The organism is Dysgonomonas sp. ZJ279, assembly GCF_011039205.1.
Taxonomy (GTDB): domain Bacteria; phylum Bacteroidota; class Bacteroidia; order Bacteroidales; family Dysgonomonadaceae; genus Dysgonomonas.
The window spans coordinates 585,051-610,582 of record NZ_JAAKEL010000001.1; the positions used below are offsets into that span (position 1 = coordinate 585,051).

Here is a 25,532-nt window from a genome sequence, read left to right on the forward strand (position 1 = left end):
ATGATATGTCAGATAATTCAACTAAATTATTTTCCGATTTTCTCTCTGAAATACAGGAATTAGATCAATCTGATTTATCATTAAGAAATAAATACTTGCATTTGAAGCAGGTGTTAGAGCGAAGCTGCAAAGAACTCACGATGAGTGAATCTTTGCAGTTTCCTTCTTTATTCGCTCGTCTTGTTTTCATTGCACAGAAATATGATTTGCCAAAAAGTATTGAATGGCAATTGCAGAATATTCGTGTAAAAGCTTCTTTTCTTCTCCGCAGTGATGATAATCTGGTATCGACAGCGCAGTATCAATACGCAAAAAATACTATCGAACAGTTCTTCAATATAGTGTCAGGTGAAAATACTGTAGAAGATACGGAAGAACTACTTGCCGAAACAGAAATTAAACCGCCTTTACGACTTGATAAAATCAGAGTACAACTATTATTTATTGACAGAGAGAATGAATACCTGATTTGCTGTGCCGATAGTTTAGCCGATGTAGAATTAAAAGTCAGATATAATATATCTCCTATAAATCATCTATTCAATGAGACAATCGACCGCTTATGGATAGGAGCGCAGCTTAACTTAGTTGACGTTAATATTGACGATTCGGGCTATTACATACCGAAAGTGTTTGTTTTGGAACCCGATTATCTGATAGATGCTTCTGTAATGGCAGAGTGCTTTCAAAATTATGGCAGTTCTCATTTGCATTACTTCCGACGGAAATTTGAACAGCCGGCAAATACCCATTATATCTTATTGGGAAATTTGGCGAACTATTTTCTCGACGAATTGATTTATGCCCCGAATCCTCAGGATTTAAAGTTTGAAGAGGTGTTTACAAAATCTTTTTTACAGATGCCTTTCGAATATTCTACATGTAGGGATATAAAAGAGAATAGCGATTTCAGAGAGTTTATGGCGAAGGCTCAGCGCCATTTTAATAATATCAAGCGGGTTGTGTTGAATGATATGCCTGCGAATGGTTTTAAAGTGCAGGATTGTGTACTTGAACCCTCTTTCTTTTGCGAGAAATATGGATTTCAGGGACGACTGGATTTACTCCAGTTGTCGGATGATGAAAATGGAATAGATCGTATTATTGAATTAAAATCGGGAAAACCGCCCTTTCCGGCGAGCGATGTCACTAAAATAGCAGTCAATCACGAGACACAAACAGTCGTGTACCGATTGATGATACAAAGTGTATTCAATAAAGATGCTCGCCATATATATGCTACAATACTCTATTCTGCGGCTGACAACGAAGGTGAAAATGTTCGTTTGGCAGCATCTTATCAGCAATTAGAAAAAGAAATTATCAATACACGTAATCTGATAGTAGCTACCGAGCACGATTTATATGTAGGCAATAGCCAGACGGTAAAAGCTACATTCAGAGAGTTATTTGATCTGAATAATTACGGTCGTGTCCCTCAGTTTTTTGTCGATAAACTCGCTGAATTGAATGAAGTATTAGATAAAGCATCTGTTTTGGAGAAAAGCTATTTCAATCGTTATGTAAATTTCATTTCCCGCGAACTATATATTCAGAAAATGGGTGATGAAGGTGCGGATTCGATGATGAGTACTTCTGCATTGTGGAACACGACTTTCGAGGAACGCAGGGATGCACTCGAATTGATCGCTGATCTTGAGATTGAGAATATCGATGATGACGGGCGTGACATGAAAATTCTTTTTAGCCGAAAGGAAACCTTCGATTTTACGAACTTTCGTGAAGGGGAGATCTGTATTCTCTATCCCCGACAAGATGATAATGATACTATACTCACCAATCAGATATTGAAAGGTACTGTGGTCGAAATATCGGGTAAGCATCTTCTGTTAAGATTCCGCTATAAACAACGCAACCGCCATTTTTTCTCCCGATATAAATATTGGGCAGTAGAACACGATAAACTGGATCATGGCTATAATGCGATGTTCAAAGGTTTATTTGCTTTTCTGTCTACACCAATCGATAAAAAAGAATTACTACTCGGGCTAAAAGAACCGCATTCATCGTTAAAAATTCTTTCAGATGAGGATTTGTCGAAAGAAGAGAAACAAAATTCTGTAATAGAGAAAGCACTAGCTGCCGAAGACTATTTTTTGATTGTAGGTCCTCCCGGCACAGGGAAAACTTCAATCTTTGCCCGTCAGTTAATAGAGCGACTGTATGCAGACGAAAAAGCAAATATATTGGTAATAGCTTATACCAATAGAGCTGTGGATGAACTTTGTGCTGCTATTTGTAAGGCCTTTGGTGAAGATGAAAAAGCATGTGATAAATATATTCGTATCGGCTCTGAATTATCATGTGGTGAAGCATATCGTGATTGCTTATTACAGAATGTATCGAATCAAGCTAAATCGAGGAAGGAATTATCCGATAAGCTCCAAAATACACGGATTTTCGTCGGTACATTAGCTTCTATTGTTGGTAAACCAGAGTTACTGGATTTAAAGAAATTCAATGTTGCAATTATTGATGAAGCGTCGCAGATACTCGAGCCACAGATAATAGGTTTACTCCCACAATTCGATAAGTTTATAATGATTGGCGATCATAAACAATTGTCAACTATTACACTACAAAACGAATATCAATCGAAGGTAAAAGATGAAACCTTAAATTCAATTGGGTTATATGATTGCCGCGAGTCTCTTTTTGAACGATTATACCGAATATGTAGAAGCAATGAATGGGAGCAAGCTTATGATACGCTAACTTATCATGGGCGGATGCACGAAGATATAGCCTCTTTTGTAAATACTCATTTCTATGATAAGGTACTGAAGGTTGCAACCGAAAGGCAAACAGCTAATCTTTATTATAGCATTTATGGTGAAAAGAACTTTTATCAATCCCTAATTGCAACGAAACGTTTCGCTTTTGTTCCTGTTCGGGAAATAGATTATAATAATCCTTCTGATAAAATAAATGAAGCGGAGGCCGATGAGGTTGTGTCTTTAGCCGTAGCCTTATTGCATCTTTACAAAGAGAATGATAAAATTTTTGATGTGCAAAAAACATTAGGTGTTATAGCTCCTTATCGCAATCAAATCGCATTAATCAAGCACAAATTGGAAATGACAGGTTCTCCCGAACTTGCCAATATAATGGTCGATACAGTAGAGCGTTATCAGGGTAGCCAGCGCGATGTTATTATTCTCTCGTTCTGTTTCAATAAGCCTTATCAGTTGAAATACTTTAGCAATATGAATCACGATAGTTCGGTCGATCGTAAACTGAATGTTGCTATAACCCGTGCCCGCGAGCAATTATTTATGGTCGGTAACGATTATATCTTACAGCAGAATCCTATTTATAGAAAGATGCTTGAATCTCTAAATGAGTAAAAAGTACTCCTCCATGTAATTATATCTATTCAATCTCAATTTTTTAATTTCAGTTCGATAAATATCTATTTGGTTGAACATTCAACTAAATTATTTGTTATACCTTTGCAAACTGAAAATTAAGGTCGCAAACCTATTTGTTGTCCATCAGAGTATAACAATGATTATTGGCTATATCTTAAAATGTGACATTAAATATGTTCTTTTACTAATTAGAAAGAAAATGATGCAATCTTTTGTACAAGCAATACTCAAAACTCAGTCCTCGTATCGTCAGATAATTCAGCGCAGGATGCGTGAGCATAACATAAATCTGACATTCGAAATGCTACATATTATGCGATTTTTGGCCAAAAACGAAAAAATAAATCAGCAGGAATTAGCTAACACGACGTTCAAGGATAAGTCTAGCTTATCATATCTCATAAAGAATATGGAGAAGAGGGGCTTCGTTATTCGCGAAGAAGACGATCGGGATAAACGGAGCAAGCTGGTTATGCTGACTAATGATGGCAGAGAGTTGTATGAGCAGGTTCGAATAATAGTCGAAGACGTATATTCGTCTATCGAGAGAGAAGTAAATCTCGATCACATGAAATTGTGCATAAACTACATGGATGAATTTAATGAAATTATAAAGGAAAACTAAGTGAAACGTTTTACATATATAATATTACTCCTTACACTAAACCCGATACATTTTGTTATGGCACAGGATGCCTATAAATTAAGTGTGGAAGAGCTTTTCGATAGAGGTGTTCAAAATAGTATAGCAATACAGGCTTCGTATGTTAAGACCCAAATATCAGACGATAAACTGAGTCTGGCCAAAAATAAGCAATTACCTGATCTTGCTATTGCAGGTGTATTCGGTTATGTAGGTACTCCGACCATATTAGACAAAGATCTGACTTTTCTGGGACATCCGGCCTCACCCGATTGGCGGCAAAACTATCAGGTAATAGCTGTACAACCTATATATCAAGGTGGACGTATTACGAATAGTATTGAGAAAGCTAAACTGGAGCAGGAGGTTGCTCAACTTTCTTTGCAAAAGAATAAAGCTGATCTGAAACTTTGGCTTATGGCTAAATATCTCGATCTGTTTAATCTCTACAAAAAGCGTGAGGTTTATGGAAAGAATGTAGAAGAAGCTAAGGTTCGTGTGCACGATATAGAGAAAATGAAAGAAGAGGGGATGATAACTACCAACGATGTTCTGCGTAGTAAACTGCTCCTCACCGATTTTGAATTGGCATATAACGAAACAAATGATAATATTTCTCTGGTTTCTCAGCAATTAACTATTGTTTTGGGAATGGATGAAAACTTAATTTTGATGCCGGATGAGTCGTTACTAACAAGTCAACTGGATATCAGAAACGAAAATGATTATGTGAGTCTTGCTTATAGTCGATATCCCGATATACAAATAACACGGACAAACATGGCTTTGGCAAAGAATAACTTGAAACTGACAAAGGCTGATCTTTTGCCATCTTTATCCTTACAGGCTAGTAATACATTGGCTCGACCTATCCCGAATACATCGCCTGTACAGGATTTCTATCTGAACGGTTGGGGAGTAACTCTCAATTTATCATACCATATATCTGCATGGTTCGATCGGAAACGCAATGTTAGTTCAGCTAAACGGGAGATTCAGTTACAAGAACTGGCAGAAGAACAACAAATGCAGACTATACGTGCAGATGTAAAATCGGCAGTAGTAAAACATAAAGAAGCATTGGATAGAATAAAAGCTTTCAATGAATCGGTAAAACAGGCAAACGAAAATTATAGAATAGTCAAAAATAGGTATTTCAATCAATTAGCCATATTGACCGACCTGCTGGATGCCAATAGTGTTCAGTTGGATGCCGAGTTGCAACTTACAGCGGCTAAAACAAATGCGATATATACCTATTATCAATTACAAAACGTAAGTGGAAGTTTATAACTATGGATATAGATAAATCAGAAGTAGATAGTAAGCGAGAGGAGAGAGAGGCTTATCTTAAACTAAGAAAAAAGCGTACGAGAAATATTATTCTGAATACGATTAGTATTCTTCTGGCTTTAGGTGGAATCATCTGGGCTTGTAATTTCTTTCTTCGTTACTATCGTTACGAAATAACAAACGATGCTACAATCGAGCAATATATTACACCGATTAACTCCCGTGTTTCGGGTTATATTAAGGAAATACGTTTCACAGAGCACAAGTGGGTGAATGCAGGTGATACATTATTGATTATCGATGACAGGGAGTTTCAGATCAAACTGATGGATGCTGAGGCCTCATTAATGGATGCAAAGAATTCAGTTTCGGTACTGGCTTCGAACATAACGACAACTTCGACAAATGTCGCTGTATCGGATGCCAATATAGAAGAAGCGAAAGCACGCCTTTGGAAATCGGAACAAGACCTGACCCGATATGCTAACCTCTTGGCTTCTGAATCTGTTTCACAACAACAATACGATCAGGTGAAAAGCGATAACGAAGCGCAAAAAGCCCGCTATAATTCCTTACTTAAGCAAAAAGAATCGTTGAAATCGGTGTCTACCGAGGCTTCAAGTAAGCAGGGTAGTGTTCATGCCAATATTTTACGACGTGAAGCTGATTTGGAAATGGCTAAGCTCAATCTGTCATATACTGTTATCGTTGCACCATACAGCGGTTATGTAGGGCGTCGTACGCTCGATGTCGGACAGTTGGTACAAGCAGGGCAAACTATCACTTATCTGATTAAGAATGATAACAAATGGGTAATAGCCAATTATCGTGAAATGCAAATAGAGAATATCTATATAGGGCAGGAGGTAAGAATCAAAGTGGATGCCATCAGCGGAAAAGTCTTTAAGGGGCGTATCACAGCTATATCTGAAGCTACCGGTTCTAAATATTCTTTATTGCCCACTGATAACTCGGCCGGTAACTTTGTGAAGATCCAGCAACGAATCCCTGTAAGAATTGATTTTGAAGATATTTCGAATGAGGACATGCAAAAATTACGGGCTGGAATGATGGTAGTTTCCGAAGCAATCAAATAATATAATGGCAAATATCCCTATAGCTCCAACTACTACACCTAATCCTTTTAGAGGTTGGGTGCCTTTTTGGCTCAAAACGGTTGTAGCTTTTATAATATTAATTCCTGTTCTGCTTATAAATGGAGCTTACACAGGAAGCAATATCGATGTGTCGAGTTATTTAGGTGTTCTGTCCGAAGATATTAATATGGCTTATTATGCTTCTTCGGCAGGGATGGCAATAGCCTATCTGATTATTCCTAAGGTAAAACCTATTGCAACAACAAAGACAATTATTCTGGTTGTCCTCTTGATTCAGGTCCTTTTGAGCCTTATTTGTGCCGAAACGGCTTATGTTGAGATTATTATTATCACTAGTTTCTTTATCGGATATTTTAAGGCATTTTCGTTGATAGAAACGATTAATATCTTGATGCCGGCGCTCAGTCCTAGTAATACACGTAATGAATTTTATGCTAAATTTTATCCGATAACACTTGCTTTCGGTCAACTGTCACTTGTGCTTACAGCAGAACTGGCTTACATGTACAACTGGCAATATATGTACTATTTTATGGTGCTTCTATTACTATTTGCTATTATAGCAGTAGTAATTTGTATGTCTTATGCTCGTCGTCTGGTTCGCATACCTATCAAGGACATTGATTGGCTAAGCTTTTTCCTTGTGTCGGCATGCTATATGTCGGTTATTTACGTTGCTACTTATGGTAAAACAAAAGACTGGTTCAACTCGCCAGAGATAGTATTTGCAACTATACTGATTCCGATTACTGGTTGGTTGTTTATTCGTCGTCAATTTTCCGATACACCTTTTATCGATTTGAGCGTGTTGAGAAATAGGAACTCATTAGTGACCTATATTTTATCTTTTGTGTTGATGTTCTTCGCCTCATTCAGTATATTAATATCTTCTTATACAACTTCTATATTGAGACTCGATAGCACGAAGGTAAACGAATTGTATTTGTATATGATTCCCGGATTTGTACTTGGTGCTGCTATTTGCTATTACTGGTTTTTGAAGGCTATTCGTATGGCATGGTTAATCTTTCTGGGATTCGCTTGTTTTACTATATCTATAGCCCTTTTGTATTTTCAGGTTATGCCAACAGGATTGTATGAGGATCTTTATCTGCCTATGTTCCTTAGAGGTGTAGGGATGGTAGCGCTGTTTGTGGCATTTGCCATTTATGGTATTCAAGGGTTAACACAAAAACAATTAATATACAATGCTTTCTTTATGATTAGTGCCCGTTCGGCACTGGCACCGGCAATAGGTTCTTCTATTTTATCCAATTGGCTTTATCGTCTGACCCAACAAAATGTAAATGTGCTGTCGCAGAATTTAGACACTCAGAACCCGATGGCTGTAAGTCAATTTAATACCTCTGTTAATAGTGCCTTGTCGCAAGGGTGGAGTATCGAAGATGCACACAAGATAGCAACTAATGCTCTCTATCTTAAAGTTCAGATACAGGCTACAACGGTAAGTATTAAGAATATATTAGGATGGATGTTGATTTTTGGGATAATCCTACTGATTATAATCTTGCTTTATTTCTTCCAGTTTAAGCCTGTTAGGTTGATGAGGATGGGCAATGATATGTCAGGGTGAATTCTTATAATTTATCCCTTAAAACTTAAAAATAAAAAGACCAATAACTTAAGAAGCTATTGGTCTTTTCCTATATTATCGAGTAATCTTATTTTTTATTTACTCTGAATTTCTCATTACCGTTTTTAATGAAATCAACGATTTGATCAGCAGCAGCTATCCCTGCATTCGTATTTGCTTCGGCTGTTTGTGCTCCCATTTTTTTAGGAGTAGAGAAGTAGCGGTCAGCATATTTCTCTGCCATTTCAGCATGATTACCGGGCATAATGTCTGTTACATATTTGAAATCTTTGCGGTCAGCCATCACTTTCACTATTTCTTCTTCGTTGATAACCTCTTTACGCGCAGTGTTGATTAATAACGCATTCTTAGGCATCTTGCTTAATAGAGCATAGTTGATTGAATTTTTAGTCTCGGCAGTAGCCGGAATATGTAGCGAAATATATTGACATGTAGTGTAAAGATCTTCTACCGATTTTACAGCTTTCACACCTTCTGCTTCGATAGCTTCAGCCGTAAGGAACGGATCGAAAGCATATACCTCCATACCGAATCCTTTAGCTACACGAGCCACATTGCGTCCTACATTTCCATAAGCATGGATTCCAAGTTTTTTTCCTAGAAGTTCAGTCCCTGAAGTTCCATTGTAAAAGTTACGAACAGCATATACTATCAGTCCGAAAGCTAGTTCAGCTACAGCATTTGCATTTTGTCCGGGTGTGTTCATTACACAAATATTGTTTGCAGTTGCCGCCTCAAGATCGATGTTGTCGAATCCTGCTCCAGCACGAACAACTATTTTCAGATTTTTAGCTGCATCTAATACTGCTTTATCGAAAATGTCGCTACGGATAATAGCTGCATCAACGTTAGCTACAGCATCTAATAACTGTTGTTTTTCTGTATATTTTTCAAGTAATACAAGTTCGAAACCTGCATCTTCGATTGCTCCTTTTATTCCTTTTACGGCTTCCACTGCAAAGGGTTTGTCTGTTGCTACTAATACTTTCATGTTTTATTATAATGTAAAAAAATAAGAGCAAAACTTAATTTGCCCTTATTTGGTTAGCTTTTTTATTTTACGTTTTTCTTTGCAAATTCTTGCATACAATCTACAAGTGCTTGAACACCACTTAGTGGCATAGCGTTGTAGATAGAGGCACGGAATCCACCAACCGAACGGTGTCCTTTCAGTCCGCTCATGCCTTTTTCTGTGGCAAATTGAGCGAAATCGGCTTCAAGGTCTTTATATTCGTTGCTCATTACGAAGCATACATTCATGATAGAACGGTCTTCTACAGCACAAGTTCCACGGAATAGCGGGTTGTTGTCGATCTCGTTATATATCAGGTTTGCTTTTTCAATATTACGTTTGTACATAGCCGGTACACCACCGTTAGCTTTCAGCCATCTTAGTGTTTGCATTGCTCCATAGATAGGCACTACCGGAGGAGTGTTGAACATCGATCCGTTTTCGATATGAACACGATAATCCAACATTGTCGGTATCGGGCGCGTAACTTTACCTAATAATTCGTCTTTAACGATAACAAATGTAAGACCTGCCGGAGCCAGATTTTTTTGTGCACCGCCGTAGATCAAACCGTATTTAGAAACATCTATCGGACGAGAGAATATATCGGAAGACATATCGGCTACCAATGGCACCGGAGAGTCCAGATCGGTATGTAATTCGGTTCCGAAGATTGTATTGTTAGTTGTGATGTGAAAATAATCGGCATCTGTAGGGATTACATAATCTTTAGGGATATAGCTGAAATTATCGGCTTTAGAAGAAGCAACTTCTACTACTTCGCCGAATAGTTTAGCTTCTTTAAGAGCTTTGCTTGCCCAAGTACCTGTATTTAAATAAGCAGCTTTCTTTTCCAGTAAATTAAATGGTACCATGCAGAATTGAAGGCTTGCACCTCCGCCAAGGAAGATAACAGAATATCCTGCCGGTATTTCTAACAATTCTTTAAATAATTCAATAGTTTCGTCCATCACTAATTGAAAATCTTTGCCTCGATGGCTTACTTCCATTAACGATAGAGAAGAGCCGTTGAAGTCAAGAATAGCTTTAGCTGTTTCTTCAATAGTTTGTTGTGGTAAGATAGATGGACCTGCACTAAAATTATATTTCTTCATGTGATAAAAATTAGAAATTAATATTCTTCATTTGGTTTTTTTTAGGGTCGGAGACCTTTTATTATTTAAATAAATGCCATGCACAAAGTGTCTTATAATCTGACAGTATGGCAAATAAATATTCACTGTTGTAATAAGGTTTCAAATTTACTAATTATATCCGAATGCCGTTGCATTATGAATAAATATGTTCTTCATTTTAATGATTTTATCAAATTTACATTTTAAATATTTTGCATATTTGATGTCGGAAAACCTTATCAATTCAATTGTTTTTATATATTTGTGTATAATGAAAATAACCTGTTAATCAATATAAAACACGCATAGATTATGGCTATTATAAAACCATTCAGAGGAATACGTCCTCCCAAAAATATCGTAGAGAAAGTAGTTTGTCGCCCTTATGATGTTTTGAGTTCTCTTGAGGCTCGTTTAGAAGCAGAGGGAAATGAGAAATCATTGTATCGTATAATTAAACCCGAAATAGATTTTGATAAGTATATCGATGAACATCATCCCGATGTTTACAATCGTGCTGTTCAGAATTTTAACGAGTTCCAAAAGAATGGCTGGTTGATACAGGATGAGGATGAAAATTATTATGTCTATGCCCAGACAATGAATGGCAATACTCAATATGGCTTGGTTGTTTGCTCGCATATCGAGGACTATATGGCAGACAATATCAAAAAGCATGAGCTGACTCGTAGGGATAAAGAAGAGGATAGAATGATGCATGTCCGAGTGAATGATGCGAATATAGAACCGGTATTCTTTGCTTATCCTGATAACGAAGAACTAGGAGCTATAATGATGCGAATAATATCTACTCCTACCGAATATGACTTTGTGGCATCCGATGGTGTCGGACATCATTTTTGGATTATAAACGATCGGGAAGATGTTGCTAGAATAACAGAACTATTTGCTTCGATACCCTCTTTATATATAGCTGATGGTCATCACCGATCGGCTGCGGCTGCCTTGGTTGGTGCTGAAAAAGCGAGGCAAAATCCGAATCATACGGGGAAAGAAGAATATAATTACTTCATGGCTGTTTGTTTCCCTGATAGTCAATTAAATATTATCGATTACAATCGTTTGGTGAAAGACCTTAATGGATTGGGTGTTTCCGAATTTCTGAACAAATTAGAAGAACATTTTATTGTAGAAGAAAAGGGTACTGATATTGTGCCTCCTGCGGGATTGCATCATTTTTCTATTTATGTGGATGGTAAATGTTACACGCTGACAGCTAAACCCGATACGTATGACGATACTGATCCGATCGGAGTACTGGATGTAACTATTTCTTCAAAATATATTCTTGATGAAATATTGGGTATTAAAGATTTGAGAATCGACAAACGGGTTGATTTTGTAGGTGGAATAAGAGGCCTTGATGAATTGAAACAACGGGTAGATAGTGGCGAAATGAAATTGGCATTGGCTTTATATCCTGTTACGATGAAACAATTGATGGATATTGCCGATTCGGGAAATATAATGCCACCTAAAACAACATGGTTCGAGCCGAAACTTCGTTCGGGATTAGTAATACATAAATTGAGTTGATATTCAGGCTAATAAATAATATGAGCTTGAAGCTATTCCCCTAGGAAGGGGCATAATACTCGCTTCTGTCATCCCGAAACGAAGTGAGGGATCTGTTTACTCTAAAACAAAGAGAGTTAAGATCCCTCACTTCGTTTCGGGATGACAGGTTAACTATTTACTAAAATTCAATATATATCACCCTTAGCTACTTCTATAAATAACTGTGCTAGTTTATCACTGACAGCATCAGCAAATTTCTTCCCTTTTTCTGCTGTCGATTTATGCGGATTGCCAACTCCTGTGTCTTCCGAAACTTTAGCCCAATTACGAGGTGTCCATCCTATGCCTTCACGTAGAGTCTGAGCTTTGAATGGTTTGTAGGTACCGTCTCCGGCCATAGATAAATCTACTAGGTCGGGGCGATAATGCATTAAAACCGATGTTTCCATTTCTCCTGCATGATCGTCAGTTTCTTCAAAATAACCTGTTTGAGATACAACTTTGAACCAATCGGCAACAACAATAAAGAAATTCGGAAAATCGACAGCCAGATCACGAATCATGTTCCGAAAGTTATTCGCTCCGTGTCCGTTTACTATTATTAAAGCATGTACTCCTTGATAATCGAGAGAAGCCACAATGTCGGTCAGTATTGCTTTCTGTGTTTCATAACGGGTGTGCAGACAGAAAGGTAATTCGCGTTGACCGGTATTCTGTGTGCCTAGCGGAATCGTTGGCAGTATCATCCCTTTCAAATCGGAACGTTCATAAACTTTTCTTACAGCATCTACCGAAATGTCGTGTGCGAGGTAGCAATCGGTAAGGAATGGCAGATGATAATTGTGAGGTTCGGTAGCTCCCCACGGTAAGATTGCATAATCAAACTTTTTGTCTTTAGTGTCGTTATAAGACACTGACTGAATGTCGAATTTATCCATAATTAGCTCGTTTCTTGTAAAGGTAATGAATTTTACTTTTCTATCTTTGCATTATTAATGAATAAAATATGACTGGTAAAATAAAGGAATTACGAAAGATTGTCCCTGTGCCAATGGGGGAAGCTATGCAGTTGTTGAAGGCAAATAATGGTGATGTTGCCCTCTGTGCTGCTTTATTTAAAGCAAAATCGATAAGCGAGATTTGTGAATTGACGGGCTGTGAACCTAAAATGGCGGCAGCATATTATGAAGCTGAAAGATTCGATTTTAATAGAACTGTGTCGAGTATCAGAGATGCTCTTTATGATAAAAACTATAAAGCGATTGAGGGGTTGACTAAAGAGAATCTGCGCATTGTTTTGCAATGGCTAGGGGTTGTCGAATCGGATGATTTTGCTGTGTCTCTTGATTTTCAGCAAATAGGAACTGTTGTAGAAACGCTTTCTCTTATTCCGGCACTGAAAGATATTGCATCGTTAGTTGATAAAGCAAAAATAGCGAAAAGATCGATTTTTGAAGGATACACTGACGATATGCCACTGGATGAATTTGTTCGTCGTCATAGCCGATTGGATGATAATCCTGATTTCCAAATAGCGTACGCCACAATCCCATTGAAAGTAATCGTTTTGAAAGAAGAGGTTCTAAGGCACTTAAGAAATTTGTAAAAAGAGCATATTCAGCCCTCCTGTCATTCCAAACTGGAAGGAGGAATCTATTATGTTTCGGAATGACGAAGCACAAAAGAGTTTATCCCATAAAAAAACGCCCCCGAAATTTATTTTCGGGGGCGTTTTTACATATAATTTTTGCTTTTATTTAGCAGTTGCTATTAATCTATCTTTCTCTTTGTCTATTGCAAAGGTAATTGTACCACCTTCTTTAACAGTGCCTGAAAGTATCAATTCTGCAATTTCGTCTTCTACATAATTTTGAATTGCACGTTTCAACGGACGAGCGCCGAATTGAACATCATACCCCTTGTCAGAAAGGAAGTCTTTAACCTCTTGTGAGATATCAATCTTGTAGTTCAGTTCATCCATACGCTTGTAGAATGTTCTAAGTTCGATATCGATAATCTTGTCAATTGAAGTTTTATCTAATTGATCGAATGTAACGATATCATCCACACGGTTCAGAAACTCAGGAGAGAATGTTTTATTCAATGCTTTTTGCAATACACTTCTCGAGTATTCCTTGTCTGCTGTCGACATTTTGTTGAATCCAATACCTCCACCAAAATCTTTCAATTGGCGGGTACCTACATTCGATGTCATTATCAGAATCGTGTTTTTGAAATCGATCTTGCGACCTTGACTATCAGTTAGGTGGCCTTCATCCATTACTTGAAGTAATAGATTGAAAACATCCGGATGCGCTTTTTCTATCTCATCCAGCAGGATTACGGAATACGGTTTGCGACGAACTTTTTCGGTCATCAATCCGCCTTCTTCATATCCTACATATCCCGGAGGTGCTCCGACTAAGCGAGATACATTGAATTTCTCCATGTATTCACTCATATCTATACGTATAAGAGAATCAGCCGAATCGAACAATTGTTCTGCAATCATCTTAGCCAAGTGGGTTTTACCTACACCTGTCGGTCCAAGAAACATAAATGTTCCGATAGGGCGATTAGGGTCTTTTAATCCAATTCGGTTACGTTGAATAGCTTTCACTATTTTTTCAACAGCCGAGTCCTGACCGACAACAGTCGCTTTCAGGCTTTCTTTCATGCCTACCAGTTTCACGCCTTCGGCTTCACCGATACGTTGCACCGGAATACCCGACATCATAGAAACTACTTCCGCTACTTTTTCTGCATCCACTGTCTCGGGTTGTTCCTTCAACTGATTTTTCCAAGCAGTTTCTTCAGTTTCCAACTTCGCCATCAATTGACGTTGTGTATCTCGGTAGCTAGCGGCCAATTCGTATTTTTGAGCTTTTACAGCTTCGGTTTTTTGCTCTATAACATCTTTCAGTTCTGCTTCCAGATCTTCAATCACTTTAGGAACGAGTATGTTTGCAATATGCATACGAGAACCCGACTCATCTAAAGCATCTATTGCCTTATCAGGGAAATTACGGTCTGTAATATATCTGTCAGTCAGTTTCACACAAGCTTCGAGTGCCTCTTCTGTATATTTTACATTGTGATGTTCTTCATAACGTTCTTTTATGTTATGGAGTATTTGCAATGTTTCTTCGGCAGTTGTAGGCTCTACGATTATTTTTTGAAAACGACGTTCCAAAGCACCGTCTTTTTCGATGTTCTTGCGATATTCATCTAAAGTAGTCGCACCGATACATTGTATTTCACCACGTGCTAAAGCAGGTTTCAGCATATTTGCGGCATCAAGCGAACCTGTTGCGCCACCTGCACCCACAATGGTATGTATTTCATCTATAAATAAGATGATATTCGGATTCTTAGATAGTTCGTTCAGTATAGCCTTGATACGTTCTTCGAATTGTCCGCGATATTTTGTACCTGCTACAACAGATGCCATATCAAGGGCGATCACACGCTTATCGAACAATACACGCGATACTTTCTTTTGTGTAATGCGCAAAGCTAAGCCTTCTACTATAGCCGATTTACCCACTCCCGGTTCACCTATAAGTATAGGGTTATTCTTTTTGCGGCGGCTAAGTATTTGTGCTAAACGTTCTATTTCTTTTTCGCGACCGACAATCGGGTCTAGTTTGTCTTCCAATGCAGCCTTTGTCATATCTATGCCAAAGTTATCGAGCACAGGGGTATCAGTAGCCTGACGAGGTTGTTGCGTACCAACGCTGCCGCTTCCGCCAGAGTTCATTGGTTCGTCATCATCATCGTCATCTTCTGTAAAATCAGCACCCATTCGAGGAGACTGATTTTTGTGCAGCATATCGCTTACACTTTTAATGTATGTGTATGTTCCGTTGTAGTCCATGTTATAATGTTCTAATAAAATTGCAGCAATATTGTCATGATCTTTTAATATTGCCAATAATAAATGTTCAGAGTCTGTTTCCTGACTTTTAGTCAATCTGGCTTCCAGTATACTCATTTTTAGTATCTTCTCGGTGCTTTTGCTTAATACAACCTCACTGTTAGGATACACGTCTTCTTGTTGTTTCAATATATTTGCATCTATATTAGCTTTCAATTCAACCAGATTAATCCCAAAATCATTCAATGCCTGAATTGCAAGTCCTTCTCCGTTACGGAGAATACCAAGCATCAAATGTTCGGGCGCAAGATAGTTGGTTTGAAGACGTCCCGCTTCTTCACGACTATAAGTCATGATCTTGCGAACTCTTTGTGAAAAATTATTTTCCATAACCGTCTTATTTGGTGTTTCTGTTATCGTTCTACAAAAATAAGATTAATTTCCAATTCAATTTTTGAATTTAGTCTTATTAATTATCTTTATATTATTCAAACAAAAATGATGCCATAAAGTTTTTGAGTATGTTAAGATATTGTTATTAATTTGAAAATAATCTGTATTAAAATATGTTATTTGATCATTATGTATATATAATATCGTTACATATGTTATATTTCTGTTAAAATATTATTTTTTATGTCTTTTTGATTTTGGTATTTTGAAAAGTGTGCTTATATTTGTACTGTATTTTTCATGGTATTAGATTTATGGTTAGAAGTGAAGATTGGTTGTCGGGATGACAACCTTTTCTTTTTTTATAACATATTGATTCTTAAATACTACTTTTTGAAGGAAACACTAAATCCTACATAATCCCCTACATGGACTTGGTTTATATTACTTAATTCAAAATTTCAAAGATATACAGTGTATTACTTATAAACGCCTATTTTATATAGAGTTGAAAGAAACCTTTATATATAGAGTTTATCGTTCTGTGTAGTATCATCATGTAGTCCTACATCTCACTACTTTTTCTTCAACTATAATAATACTATTTTTTGAATATTTTCTGTTTTCAGTAAAAAGAATAGGATATATATGTATGAAAATATGATCATTCATATTTAAACCGATTTTATTGACTTAATATCAATCAGTTACGCATTGATTGAGTTGATATAAGAATATATCTTTTTAGTAGATTAACATTAAGTTTATCTCTTATCTGATTAATCGGTATTATTTGCATAAGCAACTTATAGCAAATAGATTAAATAAATAATAACAGGGAGGGTATCGGCTGTGGTGCGTATTCTATATGTGTACTAAGCCTTGATTTTCAAGTTTCATTTTAGCAAAAGAACTGAGAATTATTATTGCTATTGTATTTTATACAACATATAATTTCTTGTTCTATTACTGAGAGTTATATACTTAGAGTAATGTATTACTTTTTTGTTTGTTTTTAAATTCTCGCATAAATAGTTATAAAGATTAGGAAAATTGATCTTTATAAATATCCATATAGAGTTATTTATGTGTATTTAGATATAGAATAATTAATCCTAAGAATTAAAAACGCCGTAGGCGTTCATATAATTAAGTTTCTTTTTGTTTCTTTTTCTTTTAAAAGAAAAAGATATATATCTATTATATCTACTTATTACTATATCTTACTTACATCCTTTATTTCAAGGTGGGGTAGTGATTTAAAATATATGATTTTATATAGAGTTTTATCTATGCAAAAAGAGAAAGGTCATTTCCCAGTTATTTTAAACCAGAGGAATGACCTTTCAAAACAGGAAGATAAGTTTTACTGAATAATATCTTAGTAATTTTATTTGATTTTAATGCTTGAAGGATTGTATGATTCTATTTTTAGTGTATGTCTTAAGCATATCGATTTCTTCTCTACTGATACTATCAATTGATCGGGATTGCTCTTCGAAATTAGTGTAACAAAAATCAATTAACTTATCTACATCACGGGTGGCATGAAGGATTTCGAGAAGCTTATTATACAATTTCATGTCAAACGAGTAGTAAACTTCGTTTCCCAGTTCATTATTTGCTTTGGTAAGGAGTTTCATCTCTGACAGTTTTTTGATACATTTATCAAAAGTATATACTTTCAATCCTGTACGTTTCATGTATTCTGCTCTTGTCCAGTTTATATAAAAACCATTGAGTTTCATAAATTCTACTTCTATCATACGCATGATAAATACTATTTCGGCTGGTTTGAATATATAAGCCAGACAAGTGTGATACTTTACAAATTGAAATGTTCGTTTTTGCTTTTTGTCATTCATAATTCGACGGATTAGTTGAAAAGGGATAATATCCCTGTTTCAGATTAATAAAATTTAGTCTTTCTTCCTGTTTCATTCTCACTAAAATATATAGATACCAATCAGTATCATTTAATAATAGCTTAAGTGATATTAGGAGGTTTAGAGAAAAACAATATTTTTTGAAAAATGACAACTATTTTTTTTATTTCCCCTTACTCTTTTACATAAACAGAAATAAGTCACAAGCATGATTAGAAAATTGAATTTTGTTTTTACTTTTGATGTAACAGCAAAGAAATATAAGGTTGTTGGTTTTGTCGAATGACCATATTGTAATTAAAATATGAAAAATTTAGAATATTACCTTCATTGCTTTACTCATCTTCGCAGGGCTCCGATTAATGGGGGTGCTCCGCATAAACCGATATTGCTTTTAAGTGTAATCGATTGTATTGAGAGAGGGTATATCAATTGTGAGAGAATATATATTACCCCTGAATTGATTGCTTCATTCAAAAGTAATTGGATTATTTGGGTGCACACAGTTCATACAATGAAATTTACTCTTCCTTTCTATCATATGTCAAGTGAACCATTTTGGGAGCTTATTACCAAAACAGGGTATGAGATAGCATTAACCAGAAGGAATTCCGTAAAGTCCTTCAATACTTTGAATACAGCCGTAAATTATGCATTAATTGATAAAGCACTTTTTCTTTTATTGTTACAGGAAAAAGAAAGATCAATATTAAAACAGGTATTGATAACAAAATATTTTCCTACTGTTGAGCCAATAGTGAAAAACAATATTCCTTATCTGGATACAATAGCACAGGATATTCTAAATGATTCTGCCGTTCAATACAGAAAGAAAATAGCTGATATACAACAATCCGAAGATCAAGAAAATTACGAGGAAGAGGTATATTTAAGAAATTCTGTTTTCAAGAAATATATTCCAATGATTTACAATAATACATGCTGTATTACAGGTTTAAAAATTAATTCCTTGTTGAATATATCTATGATTGATGCATGCCACATTGTACCATTCAGTGAAAATTATGATGATACCATCGGAAATGGTCTTGCCCTTTGTCCTAATTTTCACAGGGCATTTGACAGAGGCTTAGTAACGATTGATGAAAATTACAGAGTTGTGATTTCGGATAAATTCAAGGAAGAAACGGAATGCAGTTATTCTATTTCTCAGTTCTTAGGTAAACCTATCTTACTCCCACAAAAGAAATTATTCTATCCTAAAAAAGAAAATCTAATTTGGCACAATGAAAATGTGTTTAGGTAGACGGTAAATATTATATTTGAATTCATAATATCAATATAAACGTTTAACATAATCTAATAATACCATGAAAATACTAAAATTCAAGATCGAAGGTGTTTGTCCTTTATTGCAACACGACGATAAAACAGCAAATCCTTTTAATGAATATACAAAACAATTAAAAGCAATATCAGCCAAGAGAAAGAAGACCGAAGATGATTTATTGGAAATGGCACGTATTGAATGGTTGGCAGGTTTATACTATACAGAACAGAGTGGTTATTTTATGAAAGCCGAATGTTTTGAAGGTGCTTTTTTAGGAGCAGCAAAAGCAAAGAAATTAGGAAAAACGTTTAAAGAAGCTGTCAGTATACCAGACAATCCAACATTTCATTTTGAACATGAAAAACTTGCCCCTGCTCAACTTTTTGAAATGGATGAATATAAAGATTTCAGAACAATAAAAATACAACGTTCCAAAGTCTTAAGATGTCGCCCAATATTTGGTAAATGGAATTGTGATGTGGAGATTTGGTATGAAGAAACTCGTCTGGACGAACATGAAATAATAGATATTGTAAATTATGCAGGTCGATATATTGGAATATGTGATTATCGCCCTAAATACGGCAGGTTTCAGGCAACAGAGATAAAATAAAACAGATTTTTGGTGGGGAGAGGTGCGGTCTGGCATGACGTGGCACGATCAGGAGAGATGTGGCGAGGAGAGGCATGGTATGGATCTAACGGAGTGGTTTTAAAAGTGCAATGGTTTTTCTAGGGTTCGATTCCTTAGGCACTACAATGTTCAAAAGCAAGGTCAGGCGTGGTGCAATCGGGTGAGGTCTGCCGAGGTGGGACAAGGTTGGATAAGATTTGACAAGGTAAAGCGAGGCTCTTATAGAGTGGTTTTAAAAGTGTAATGGTTTATCTGAAGTTCGATTCTTCAGGCACTACTTCTTGGAATAGGAAAAATTGGGTATGGTGGAGTGTAGAGAGGTTAGGTGCGGTAAAATGAGGTATGGTGAAGTATGGCTTTCTTACAGAGTGGCTTTAAAAGATAGTTTGGAATTAACAGGAGTTCGAATCTCCTGCTATCTGCACTAGTTATTAGAATAATATTTATAATTATGAGACACATTGAAATTAATTCAGACTCTTGGCTTTCATTAATCGAGGAAATTATTAACACCTACAATCCAGGAGATACGATTTCGCATAAATGGCTCAAAGATAAATTTCATCTTCGAAAACCTAGGTTTAAAGATTATAATAATGAAGAAGATTTTATTCATGGATTAGATATTTATAGTTTTGATTACATGACCCTTATTGACACTTTGCGTTGGCAATTACTGGAGGGTTGCAAGGTCTATCTAAGAAGTATACATGGCGAGGGCTATGTAATAATTCCTCCGAAAGAGCAAGTGAAATATGGTTATGATACGTTTATAAAAACAATGAAAAATTCTATAAAAAAATCTGATTTGATAATGAATAATGTACGCCCTGTTCCTGCTAGTCAAAGGGCAATAGACAATGATATAAAAGCAAGGTACTCAGTAATCAAGCAAATGCTTTCTGGAATCAAATGAAATGGTAAAAATTACTCCCTCTCCCCATACTCCTTAATCTTCCTTTCGCAGATACATTTTGTAATATCCCTTAGAAGCTCCACTTTCGGAACAAGTGCATTAATATCCTCTTTTGTAACTACAAAATCAGGATCATAGCGACCATTCACATAAGCAGCCTTAATAAGTTCAAACAACCGTTTCTCTTCGGGTGTATCTTGTGGGAATACTTTTATAAACTCGTCTGAATATTTCTTTACCGAGTTTAGTAACTTCATAAGATTATGTTGCTTGGGATTCTCTAAAGTAAAAACTAAACGGATAGCATAAATGTAACTTTCGCAGGCTTGGTGTAAAAAGAAAGAACCTGTTTTATAATCAACTTTTCTTATAGCATCATCTGTGTATCCTAAAAATTTATTTGCATTATCAAATTTATCATCAAAATACTCTTGTGCCTGTTGCTTTATTTGGTCAAAGTTAAGTTTACGTCTGCGAGCTAATTTATGGTTTCCGCTATCATACAGGATTACACCTTCCTGTTTTATCTGATTGTAAAAGTACCTGCCTTCTTTCAGTTCCTTGTTCAGCTTCTTCATATCGGTTGCAATGAATTGAACAGGTGGTTGCCTGTCAGGGTCTTTTGCTCTATCGTAGTACAAATCTTCTATATTACCTAGGGCTTTGATGGCTACTCCGTCCGAAATACCGCTTGTTACAACCAATATATCATAATCACTTACATAGAACTGTATTTTACCAAATTCGTATTTTTCATCATATGCCACATAGTCATTACGTGCATAGCTTCCGAAAAGGATTATCATTTCGGTTTGCTTAATCCGTGTCAGGATAGATTCGACAATAAAATGCAAATCTCTCTGATTAGCCGATGGTAAATGTGATATTGACTTTTTCATGTTTCTTTTCAGTCTTTATTTACAAAGCTATAAAGATATAAAAAGTGTGAACAAAAAATCCGCTTTTATTTTTCAAAAAGCGGACTTCTACTATTTTACTTTATTGCACGGTCAAAAGTTCTTATTCATGCTTTGCCTTATTTCATCGGTATTGGTTGTTTTGTAGTAATGCCTGTAAATCATATCGGGGCTGTTTCCTGCCTGCTCTGCTACCAAGACAGGATGATAGCCGTCATCGATCATTTTAGTGATAAATGAGCCTCGTGCGGAGTACCATGTGATTTTATCTTCGTATTTTACGGCTTTACGGACTTTCTCAAGCGTTTCATTGACTTTGTTGGATAATCGTTCTACTTTCTCTCTACGCTGCTTCTCTGTGGCGTGTTTATGGGTAAAAACAGGTAGTACATAATCGGCATAGGATTTATCTTTGTATTTTTTGATGATGGCTTTTGCTTTATCAATTAGGGGTACTTTGGCTTCTTTGAATATCTTCATACGTTCATAGGTTATCATATCGTCTTTGAGACAATTCCAGTTAAGGTATGCAACGTCTATATTTGCCATTCCGCCTGTATAGAAGCTAAACAGGAATAAATCGATATGAAACTGTTCGATTCTTGTCAGTTGGCTTCTATCTAATTTTTCTATGTGCCGGATAACTTCATAAGGGATTGTTTTTGGTACAAATTTGCCTACTTTCATTTTTCCTTTTACAGATTCAAAGGCTGCTATGTTTACGCCTTGCATTCCTATTTTCTTGGCATGGTTACATACTGCGAGTAGTTTCTTCAATCGGTTACATACTGCTCCTTTATTTCCGTTTTCTGCTCCTCTCATTTGTAGGTATAGGGCATAGTCTAGTAAGAACTGTTCGCCTATATTCCTAAAGAAGTAGGATGAAAGGCTTTTGCCGTACTTCTGTTTTGTAAAGTCGTTGAGTGAGTTTTTCAGAATAGTATATTCTTTTACATTGGATGCGCTTGAAACGACTTTACCGTTCTTAAAGCGTTGTTGTTTGGCAAACCTGTCAATGAGCAGATCAATCATTTGTGATACGCTTAATACTTTCGTGTCTTCTTTATTTTCTTTTGGTGTATCGAAAGCATGAGACCATTCGACAGGCGACCATTGGCGACTTTCTATGTCCCATTCCTGTGCTACTTTAAGGTACTTTGTCTTTAGGTCGAAGAGTATCTTATTTTCATCGATATAGTCTCTGCTTTTGGATTTAAAGCTTTGGGTGGTGTTGTCCCAATCTTTAAACAGACCTATTACGTTTAGGGCTTTTGATACTCTGGTATATCCTGTTAAGAAGAATACCATTTCGAGCTTTACCAGTTTTTTGTCTTTGGGGTTTGGTTTCCCTTTGAGTGTGATTGTAAACATATTAATTCTTATTAATAGTCCATCATGTTGCCTTAATTGGCACTACATATGAAACTACATAAGAATAGGTTTCCGACTGTATTTGTGTTTAATTTGAATGTGTACCGTTATACTTGAGATTCATTACAGATTCATTATCATGTATTTACAATCAATACTATTATATATGTTTGGGAAAAACGGATATCGTGATGATAACCAATTTTTTTGCATATAGTTTTAATTTGTATAAATTGATTGCATGTCTCTATTTAAATATCTATTTTACAGCGTTTTTATAAAGGTATTTTCATGTAAAAAAAACTTTCTCGTAATATTTGTGGGATTAATTCCGTTTAACCTAATAGGGAAGATTATAATATTTACACCATTACATTCTAATACTATGCTACGAAAATCTATTTTGCTTTTATCTGTTGTATTGCTTCAGCTTCTACCTGTAAAAGGACAGGATGTTAATAATAAATTGAAGGATGTGATATACCTGAAAAATAAAGAAGTTGTAACTGGGACTATAATAAAAGATGAACTTGGTGTTTTCACGATAAAAGTAATAGATGAAACTACAAAAAATGAAACGGTACAAACATTCCAGAAATTTGAAGTAGAAAAAGTAATTAGAGGTTCTGTACCTGCTTCTGGTAGTAATGTGTCTGCTGATAATAAAGAGTATAATAGTAATAAACAGAATCTTAGTTTGCAAAATAGTGCAAATAGCCAAGCGCAGCCTGACCTAAGCCCACTAACTGATAGCTATTCTGACTTGCTGAACAATGAGAATTTGCATCAGAATTTGAAAAATGATAGGGTCAGCGTTCCCGAAATGAGTGTTCCCACTCCTGTTCAATCCAGCATGCGAAGCCAAGAAGATACGGGAGATCTTACTTTTTGGACTCCTCCGAGACCCAAGCACCGAAGCCGGGAATGGAATAGGGATATATCTGGTTATCGGGGATTTATCGATTATGGATATACTCACGGAGTTGGTAATGTTAAGAATAATCGTTTTGAAATTATTTCTTCGCATGGATACCAATTCAATCCGATCTTTTTTCTGGGTTTAGGTGTCGGTTATAATTTATCGCTTAATAAAAAAGAATCGTCTTTACCACTATTTATCAACCCCCGTATTAATTTTTTGGATGAAGGCACTACACCATTCTGGGATGTGAAAGGCGGATATTCGTTCTTTGGGGGTAGGGGCTATTATGTAAGTAGTTCCTTTGGAGTAAGTTTTAGTAAAAATGATAAAGTAGCTTTCAATATTGGGCTGGGTTATACACTGCAATGTGCAAAGTTTGATGAACGGTCGACAATAGACCCCTCTAAGTTTGTCACGTTGGACGAAAAATACAACGGTATATCTCTTAAGCTGACTTTTGAATATTAGAAAATATAATAAATCAATTCCTATTTTCCTGTCATTTATCTGAAAGCTATTCTTCAATATCTAGTACATTTGTCTTTGAATCTACATAAATAGTTTGTTTTTATTTCAAAATCAAGATAAATGATAGTTCTAAAATCATTATTGTTTTTTATTCTGGCTGGTGTCTGCGAAATAGGGGGAGGTTATCTTATCTGGCTTTAGCTTAAAGAAGAAAAACCCTTGTGGTATGGCGTGCTGGGTGGCTTAATACTTGCTCTCTATGGAGTTGTTGCAACTTTGCAAACGGCTACATTCGGGCGTGTATATGCAGCTTACGGTGGTGTCTTCATTGTATTGTCGTTGTTGTGGGCATGGTCTGTCGATGGTTTTAAACCCGACCGTTACGATATTATCGGTGCGATAGTCGCATTAGTTGGTGTTTGCATTATCTTCTATGCACCTAGGGCGAGTAGCTGATGAGTTTCTGCAAATTCCTTATTATCTTTGTCCTTTATGGAAGATACTTTTAAAACAATCAGCGATATATCGAAGGCTATTTATACAGAAAAGCGGAGCAAGTTTATTGCTTATGCCATACCTGTATCTACAGTGGAAGAGGTGAAAATGACTGTTGACAAGTATCGGAAAGAATATTATGATTCACGCCACGTCTGTTGGGCGTATATGCTTGGTGCAGATCGTGATAATTTCAGGTCGAACGATGATGGCGAACCTTCGGGTACTGCTGGTAAGCCGATTTTGGGGCAAATCAATTCGAATGATCTGACAGATATTCTTGTTGTTGTAATACGCTATTTTGGTGGTATAAAACTTGGTACAAGCGGCTTGATTGTTGCTTATCGCGAAGCTGCTGCGGAAGCGATTGCGGAATCAGAAATAATAGAAAAGACTGTCGATTGTATTTTCGCTTTTGCTTTCGAATATCCTTTTATGAATGATGTGATGAAGATCGTAAAGGACCTAGAACCAACAATCGTGAAGCAGGAATATGATATGGATTGCTTAATGATCCTATCCATCCGAAAAGGTAAATATAAAGAGTTGGTGAGTAAGCTCGAAAAAGTAGAGAGCCTACGATTTATCGAAGAATAAAAAAAAGTTGCCTGTGA

The 25,532-nt window shown here is 36.2% G+C and carries 19 protein-coding genes and 1 pseudogene; 13 read left to right on the plus strand and 7 right to left on the minus strand.

Translation table 11 applies throughout. The annotated features are described in order from the left end of the window. Positions 1–5: 5 nt before the first annotated feature. The 5 genes from G7Y57_RS02640 (at position 6) to G7Y57_RS02660 (ending at position 8,040) form a co-directional block, all read left to right on the plus strand. The gene (locus G7Y57_RS02640; RefSeq protein WP_165020617.1) at positions 6–3,368 is read left to right on the plus strand and encodes a DEAD/DEAH box helicase; all 3,363 of its coding nucleotides are present in this window, start codon (positions 6–8) and stop codon (positions 3,366–3,368) included. 223 nt (positions 3,369–3,591) lie between these two features. Further along, on the plus strand, positions 3,592–4,017 hold the full coding sequence (locus G7Y57_RS02645) for a MarR family winged helix-turn-helix transcriptional regulator (protein WP_165020618.1): 426 nt from the start codon (positions 3,592–3,594) through the stop codon (positions 4,015–4,017). Then, positions 4,018–5,328, plus strand: a complete 1,311-nt coding sequence (locus G7Y57_RS02650) for a TolC family protein (protein WP_255491312.1) — start codon at positions 4,018–4,020, stop codon at positions 5,326–5,328. 2 nt (positions 5,329–5,330) lie between these two features. Then, a complete protein-coding gene (locus tag G7Y57_RS02655; protein ID WP_165020619.1) occupies positions 5,331–6,425 on the plus strand; it encodes an HlyD family secretion protein in 1,095 nt (364 codons plus the stop codon). A 4-nt stretch (positions 6,426–6,429) separates the two neighbouring features. After that, on the plus strand, positions 6,430–8,040 hold the full coding sequence (locus G7Y57_RS02660) for an MFS transporter (RefSeq protein WP_165020620.1): 1,611 nt from the start codon (positions 6,430–6,432) through the stop codon (positions 8,038–8,040). 88 nt (positions 8,041–8,128) lie between these two features. Here the strand turns inward: G7Y57_RS02660 and G7Y57_RS02665 are convergent, their stop codons facing one another. Next, positions 8,129–9,052: a 3-phosphoglycerate dehydrogenase gene (locus tag G7Y57_RS02665; RefSeq protein WP_165020621.1), complete on the minus strand. Its 924-nt coding sequence runs from the start codon at positions 9,050–9,052 to the stop codon at positions 8,129–8,131. Positions 9,053–9,114: 62 nt separating this feature from the next. Continuing rightward, entirely contained in the window at positions 9,115–10,188 is a 1,074-nt protein-coding gene (gene serC / locus G7Y57_RS02670; RefSeq protein WP_165020622.1) for a 3-phosphoserine/phosphohydroxythreonine transaminase, read from the minus strand. Between the two features lie 333 nt (positions 10,189–10,521). On the opposite strand from serC, the gene G7Y57_RS02675 reads away from it, so the two are divergent. Further along, positions 10,522–11,766: a DUF1015 domain-containing protein gene (locus G7Y57_RS02675; RefSeq protein WP_165020623.1), complete on the plus strand. Its 1,245-nt coding sequence runs from the start codon at positions 10,522–10,524 to the stop codon at positions 11,764–11,766. 167 nt (positions 11,767–11,933) lie between these two features. Here G7Y57_RS02675 and G7Y57_RS02680 read toward each other — a convergent pair whose 3' ends face one another. Beyond that, complete coding sequence (locus G7Y57_RS02680; protein ID WP_165020624.1) at positions 11,934–12,686, minus strand: creatininase family protein; 753 nt, start codon at positions 12,684–12,686, stop codon at positions 11,934–11,936. 68 nt (positions 12,687–12,754) lie between these two features. Between G7Y57_RS02680 and G7Y57_RS02685 the strand changes: the two genes are divergently transcribed. Then, positions 12,755–13,354 (plus strand): hypothetical protein, encoded by a 600-nt coding sequence (locus G7Y57_RS02685; protein ID WP_165020625.1) that lies wholly within the window; start codon positions 12,755–12,757, stop codon positions 13,352–13,354. A 147-nt stretch (positions 13,355–13,501) separates the two neighbouring features. Here the strand turns inward: G7Y57_RS02685 and G7Y57_RS02690 are convergent, their stop codons facing one another. Continuing rightward, the gene (locus G7Y57_RS02690; RefSeq protein ID WP_165020626.1) at positions 13,502–16,015 is read right to left on the minus strand and encodes an ATP-dependent Clp protease ATP-binding subunit; all 2,514 of its coding nucleotides are present in this window, start codon (positions 16,013–16,015) and stop codon (positions 13,502–13,504) included. A 1,403-nt stretch (positions 16,016–17,418) separates the two neighbouring features. Next, positions 17,419–17,883, minus strand: coding sequence for a hypothetical protein (locus tag G7Y57_RS02695; protein WP_165020627.1), 465 nt, complete (start codon positions 17,881–17,883; stop codon positions 17,419–17,421). A gap of 325 nt (positions 17,884–18,208) precedes the next feature. On the opposite strand from G7Y57_RS02695, the gene G7Y57_RS02700 reads away from it, so the two are divergent. The 3 genes from G7Y57_RS02700 to G7Y57_RS02710 all read left to right on the plus strand — a co-directional run bounded on the left by G7Y57_RS02700 (position 18,209) and on the right by G7Y57_RS02710 (position 20,745). Beyond that, positions 18,209–19,171: an HNH endonuclease gene (locus tag G7Y57_RS02700; RefSeq protein ID WP_165020628.1), complete on the plus strand. Its 963-nt coding sequence runs from the start codon at positions 18,209–18,211 to the stop codon at positions 19,169–19,171. 64 nt (positions 19,172–19,235) lie between these two features. Continuing rightward, a complete protein-coding gene (locus G7Y57_RS02705) occupies positions 19,236–19,808 on the plus strand; it encodes a hypothetical protein (RefSeq protein WP_165020629.1) in 573 nt (190 codons plus the stop codon). A gap of 472 nt (positions 19,809–20,280) precedes the next feature. Further along, a complete protein-coding gene (locus tag G7Y57_RS02710; protein ID WP_165020630.1) occupies positions 20,281–20,745 on the plus strand; it encodes a hypothetical protein in 465 nt (154 codons plus the stop codon). Positions 20,746–20,756: 11 nt separating this feature from the next. On the opposite strand, the gene G7Y57_RS02715 is transcribed toward G7Y57_RS02710, so the two are convergent. Further along, the gene (locus G7Y57_RS02715; RefSeq protein WP_165020631.1) at positions 20,757–21,644 is read right to left on the minus strand and encodes a HEPN domain-containing protein; all 888 of its coding nucleotides are present in this window, start codon (positions 21,642–21,644) and stop codon (positions 20,757–20,759) included. A gap of 111 nt (positions 21,645–21,755) precedes the next feature. Beyond that, entirely contained in the window at positions 21,756–23,033 is a 1,278-nt protein-coding gene (locus tag G7Y57_RS02720) for a tyrosine-type recombinase/integrase (RefSeq protein WP_165020632.1), read from the minus strand. A 385-nt stretch (positions 23,034–23,418) separates the two neighbouring features. Between G7Y57_RS02720 and G7Y57_RS02725 the strand changes: the two genes are divergently transcribed. From G7Y57_RS02725 to G7Y57_RS02735, 3 genes and pseudogenes are all read left to right on the plus strand, one after another. Then, positions 23,419–24,423, plus strand: a complete 1,005-nt coding sequence (locus G7Y57_RS02725; RefSeq protein WP_165020633.1) for a hypothetical protein — start codon at positions 23,419–23,421, stop codon at positions 24,421–24,423. Positions 24,424–24,543: 120 nt separating this feature from the next. Continuing rightward, positions 24,544–24,879 (plus strand): annotated as a pseudogene (locus G7Y57_RS02730) (YnfA family protein). A 36-nt stretch (positions 24,880–24,915) separates the two neighbouring features. Continuing rightward, a complete protein-coding gene (locus G7Y57_RS02735) occupies positions 24,916–25,515 on the plus strand; it encodes an IMPACT family protein (RefSeq protein WP_165020634.1) in 600 nt (199 codons plus the stop codon). Positions 25,516–25,532: the final 17 nt, after the last annotated feature.

What these genes read in the sequence shown, in the direction of transcription:
- G7Y57_RS02640 (WP_165020617.1), top strand. Translation starts at nt 6, where the DNA reads ATGTCAGATAATTCAACTAAATTATTTTCCGATTTTCTCTCTGAAATA.
- G7Y57_RS02645 (WP_165020618.1), top strand. Translation starts at nt 3,592, where the DNA reads ATGATGCAATCTTTTGTACAAGCAATACTCAAAACTCAGTCCTCGTAT.
- G7Y57_RS02655 (WP_165020619.1), top strand. Translation starts at nt 5,331, where the DNA reads ATGGATATAGATAAATCAGAAGTAGATAGTAAGCGAGAGGAGAGAGAG.
- G7Y57_RS02660 (WP_165020620.1), top strand. Translation starts at nt 6,430, where the DNA reads ATGGCAAATATCCCTATAGCTCCAACTACTACACCTAATCCTTTTAGA.
- G7Y57_RS02665 (WP_165020621.1), bottom strand. Translation starts at nt 9,052, where the DNA reads ATGAAAGTATTAGTAGCAACAGACAAACCCTTTGCAGTGGAAGCCGTA.
- serC (WP_165020622.1), bottom strand. Translation starts at nt 10,188, where the DNA reads ATGAAGAAATATAATTTTAGTGCAGGTCCATCTATCTTACCACAACAA.
- G7Y57_RS02675 (WP_165020623.1), top strand. Translation starts at nt 10,522, where the DNA reads ATGGCTATTATAAAACCATTCAGAGGAATACGTCCTCCCAAAAATATC.
- G7Y57_RS02680 (WP_165020624.1), bottom strand. Translation starts at nt 12,686, where the DNA reads ATGGATAAATTCGACATTCAGTCAGTGTCTTATAACGACACTAAAGAC.
- G7Y57_RS02685 (WP_165020625.1), top strand. Translation starts at nt 12,755, where the DNA reads ATGACTGGTAAAATAAAGGAATTACGAAAGATTGTCCCTGTGCCAATG.
- G7Y57_RS02690 (WP_165020626.1), bottom strand. Translation starts at nt 16,015, where the DNA reads ATGGAAAATAATTTTTCACAAAGAGTTCGCAAGATCATGACTTATAGT.
- G7Y57_RS02695 (WP_165020627.1), bottom strand. Translation starts at nt 17,883, where the DNA reads ATGAATGACAAAAAGCAAAAACGAACATTTCAATTTGTAAAGTATCAC.
- G7Y57_RS02700 (WP_165020628.1), top strand. Translation starts at nt 18,209, where the DNA reads ATGAAAAATTTAGAATATTACCTTCATTGCTTTACTCATCTTCGCAGG.
- G7Y57_RS02705 (WP_165020629.1), top strand. Translation starts at nt 19,236, where the DNA reads ATGAAAATACTAAAATTCAAGATCGAAGGTGTTTGTCCTTTATTGCAA.
- G7Y57_RS02710 (WP_165020630.1), top strand. Translation starts at nt 20,281, where the DNA reads ATGAGACACATTGAAATTAATTCAGACTCTTGGCTTTCATTAATCGAG.
- G7Y57_RS02715 (WP_165020631.1), bottom strand. Translation starts at nt 21,644, where the DNA reads ATGAAAAAGTCAATATCACATTTACCATCGGCTAATCAGAGAGATTTG.
- G7Y57_RS02720 (WP_165020632.1), bottom strand. Translation starts at nt 23,033, where the DNA reads ATGTTTACAATCACACTCAAAGGGAAACCAAACCCCAAAGACAAAAAA.
- G7Y57_RS02725 (WP_165020633.1), top strand. Translation starts at nt 23,419, where the DNA reads ATGCTACGAAAATCTATTTTGCTTTTATCTGTTGTATTGCTTCAGCTT.
- G7Y57_RS02735 (WP_165020634.1), top strand. Translation starts at nt 24,916, where the DNA reads ATGGAAGATACTTTTAAAACAATCAGCGATATATCGAAGGCTATTTAT.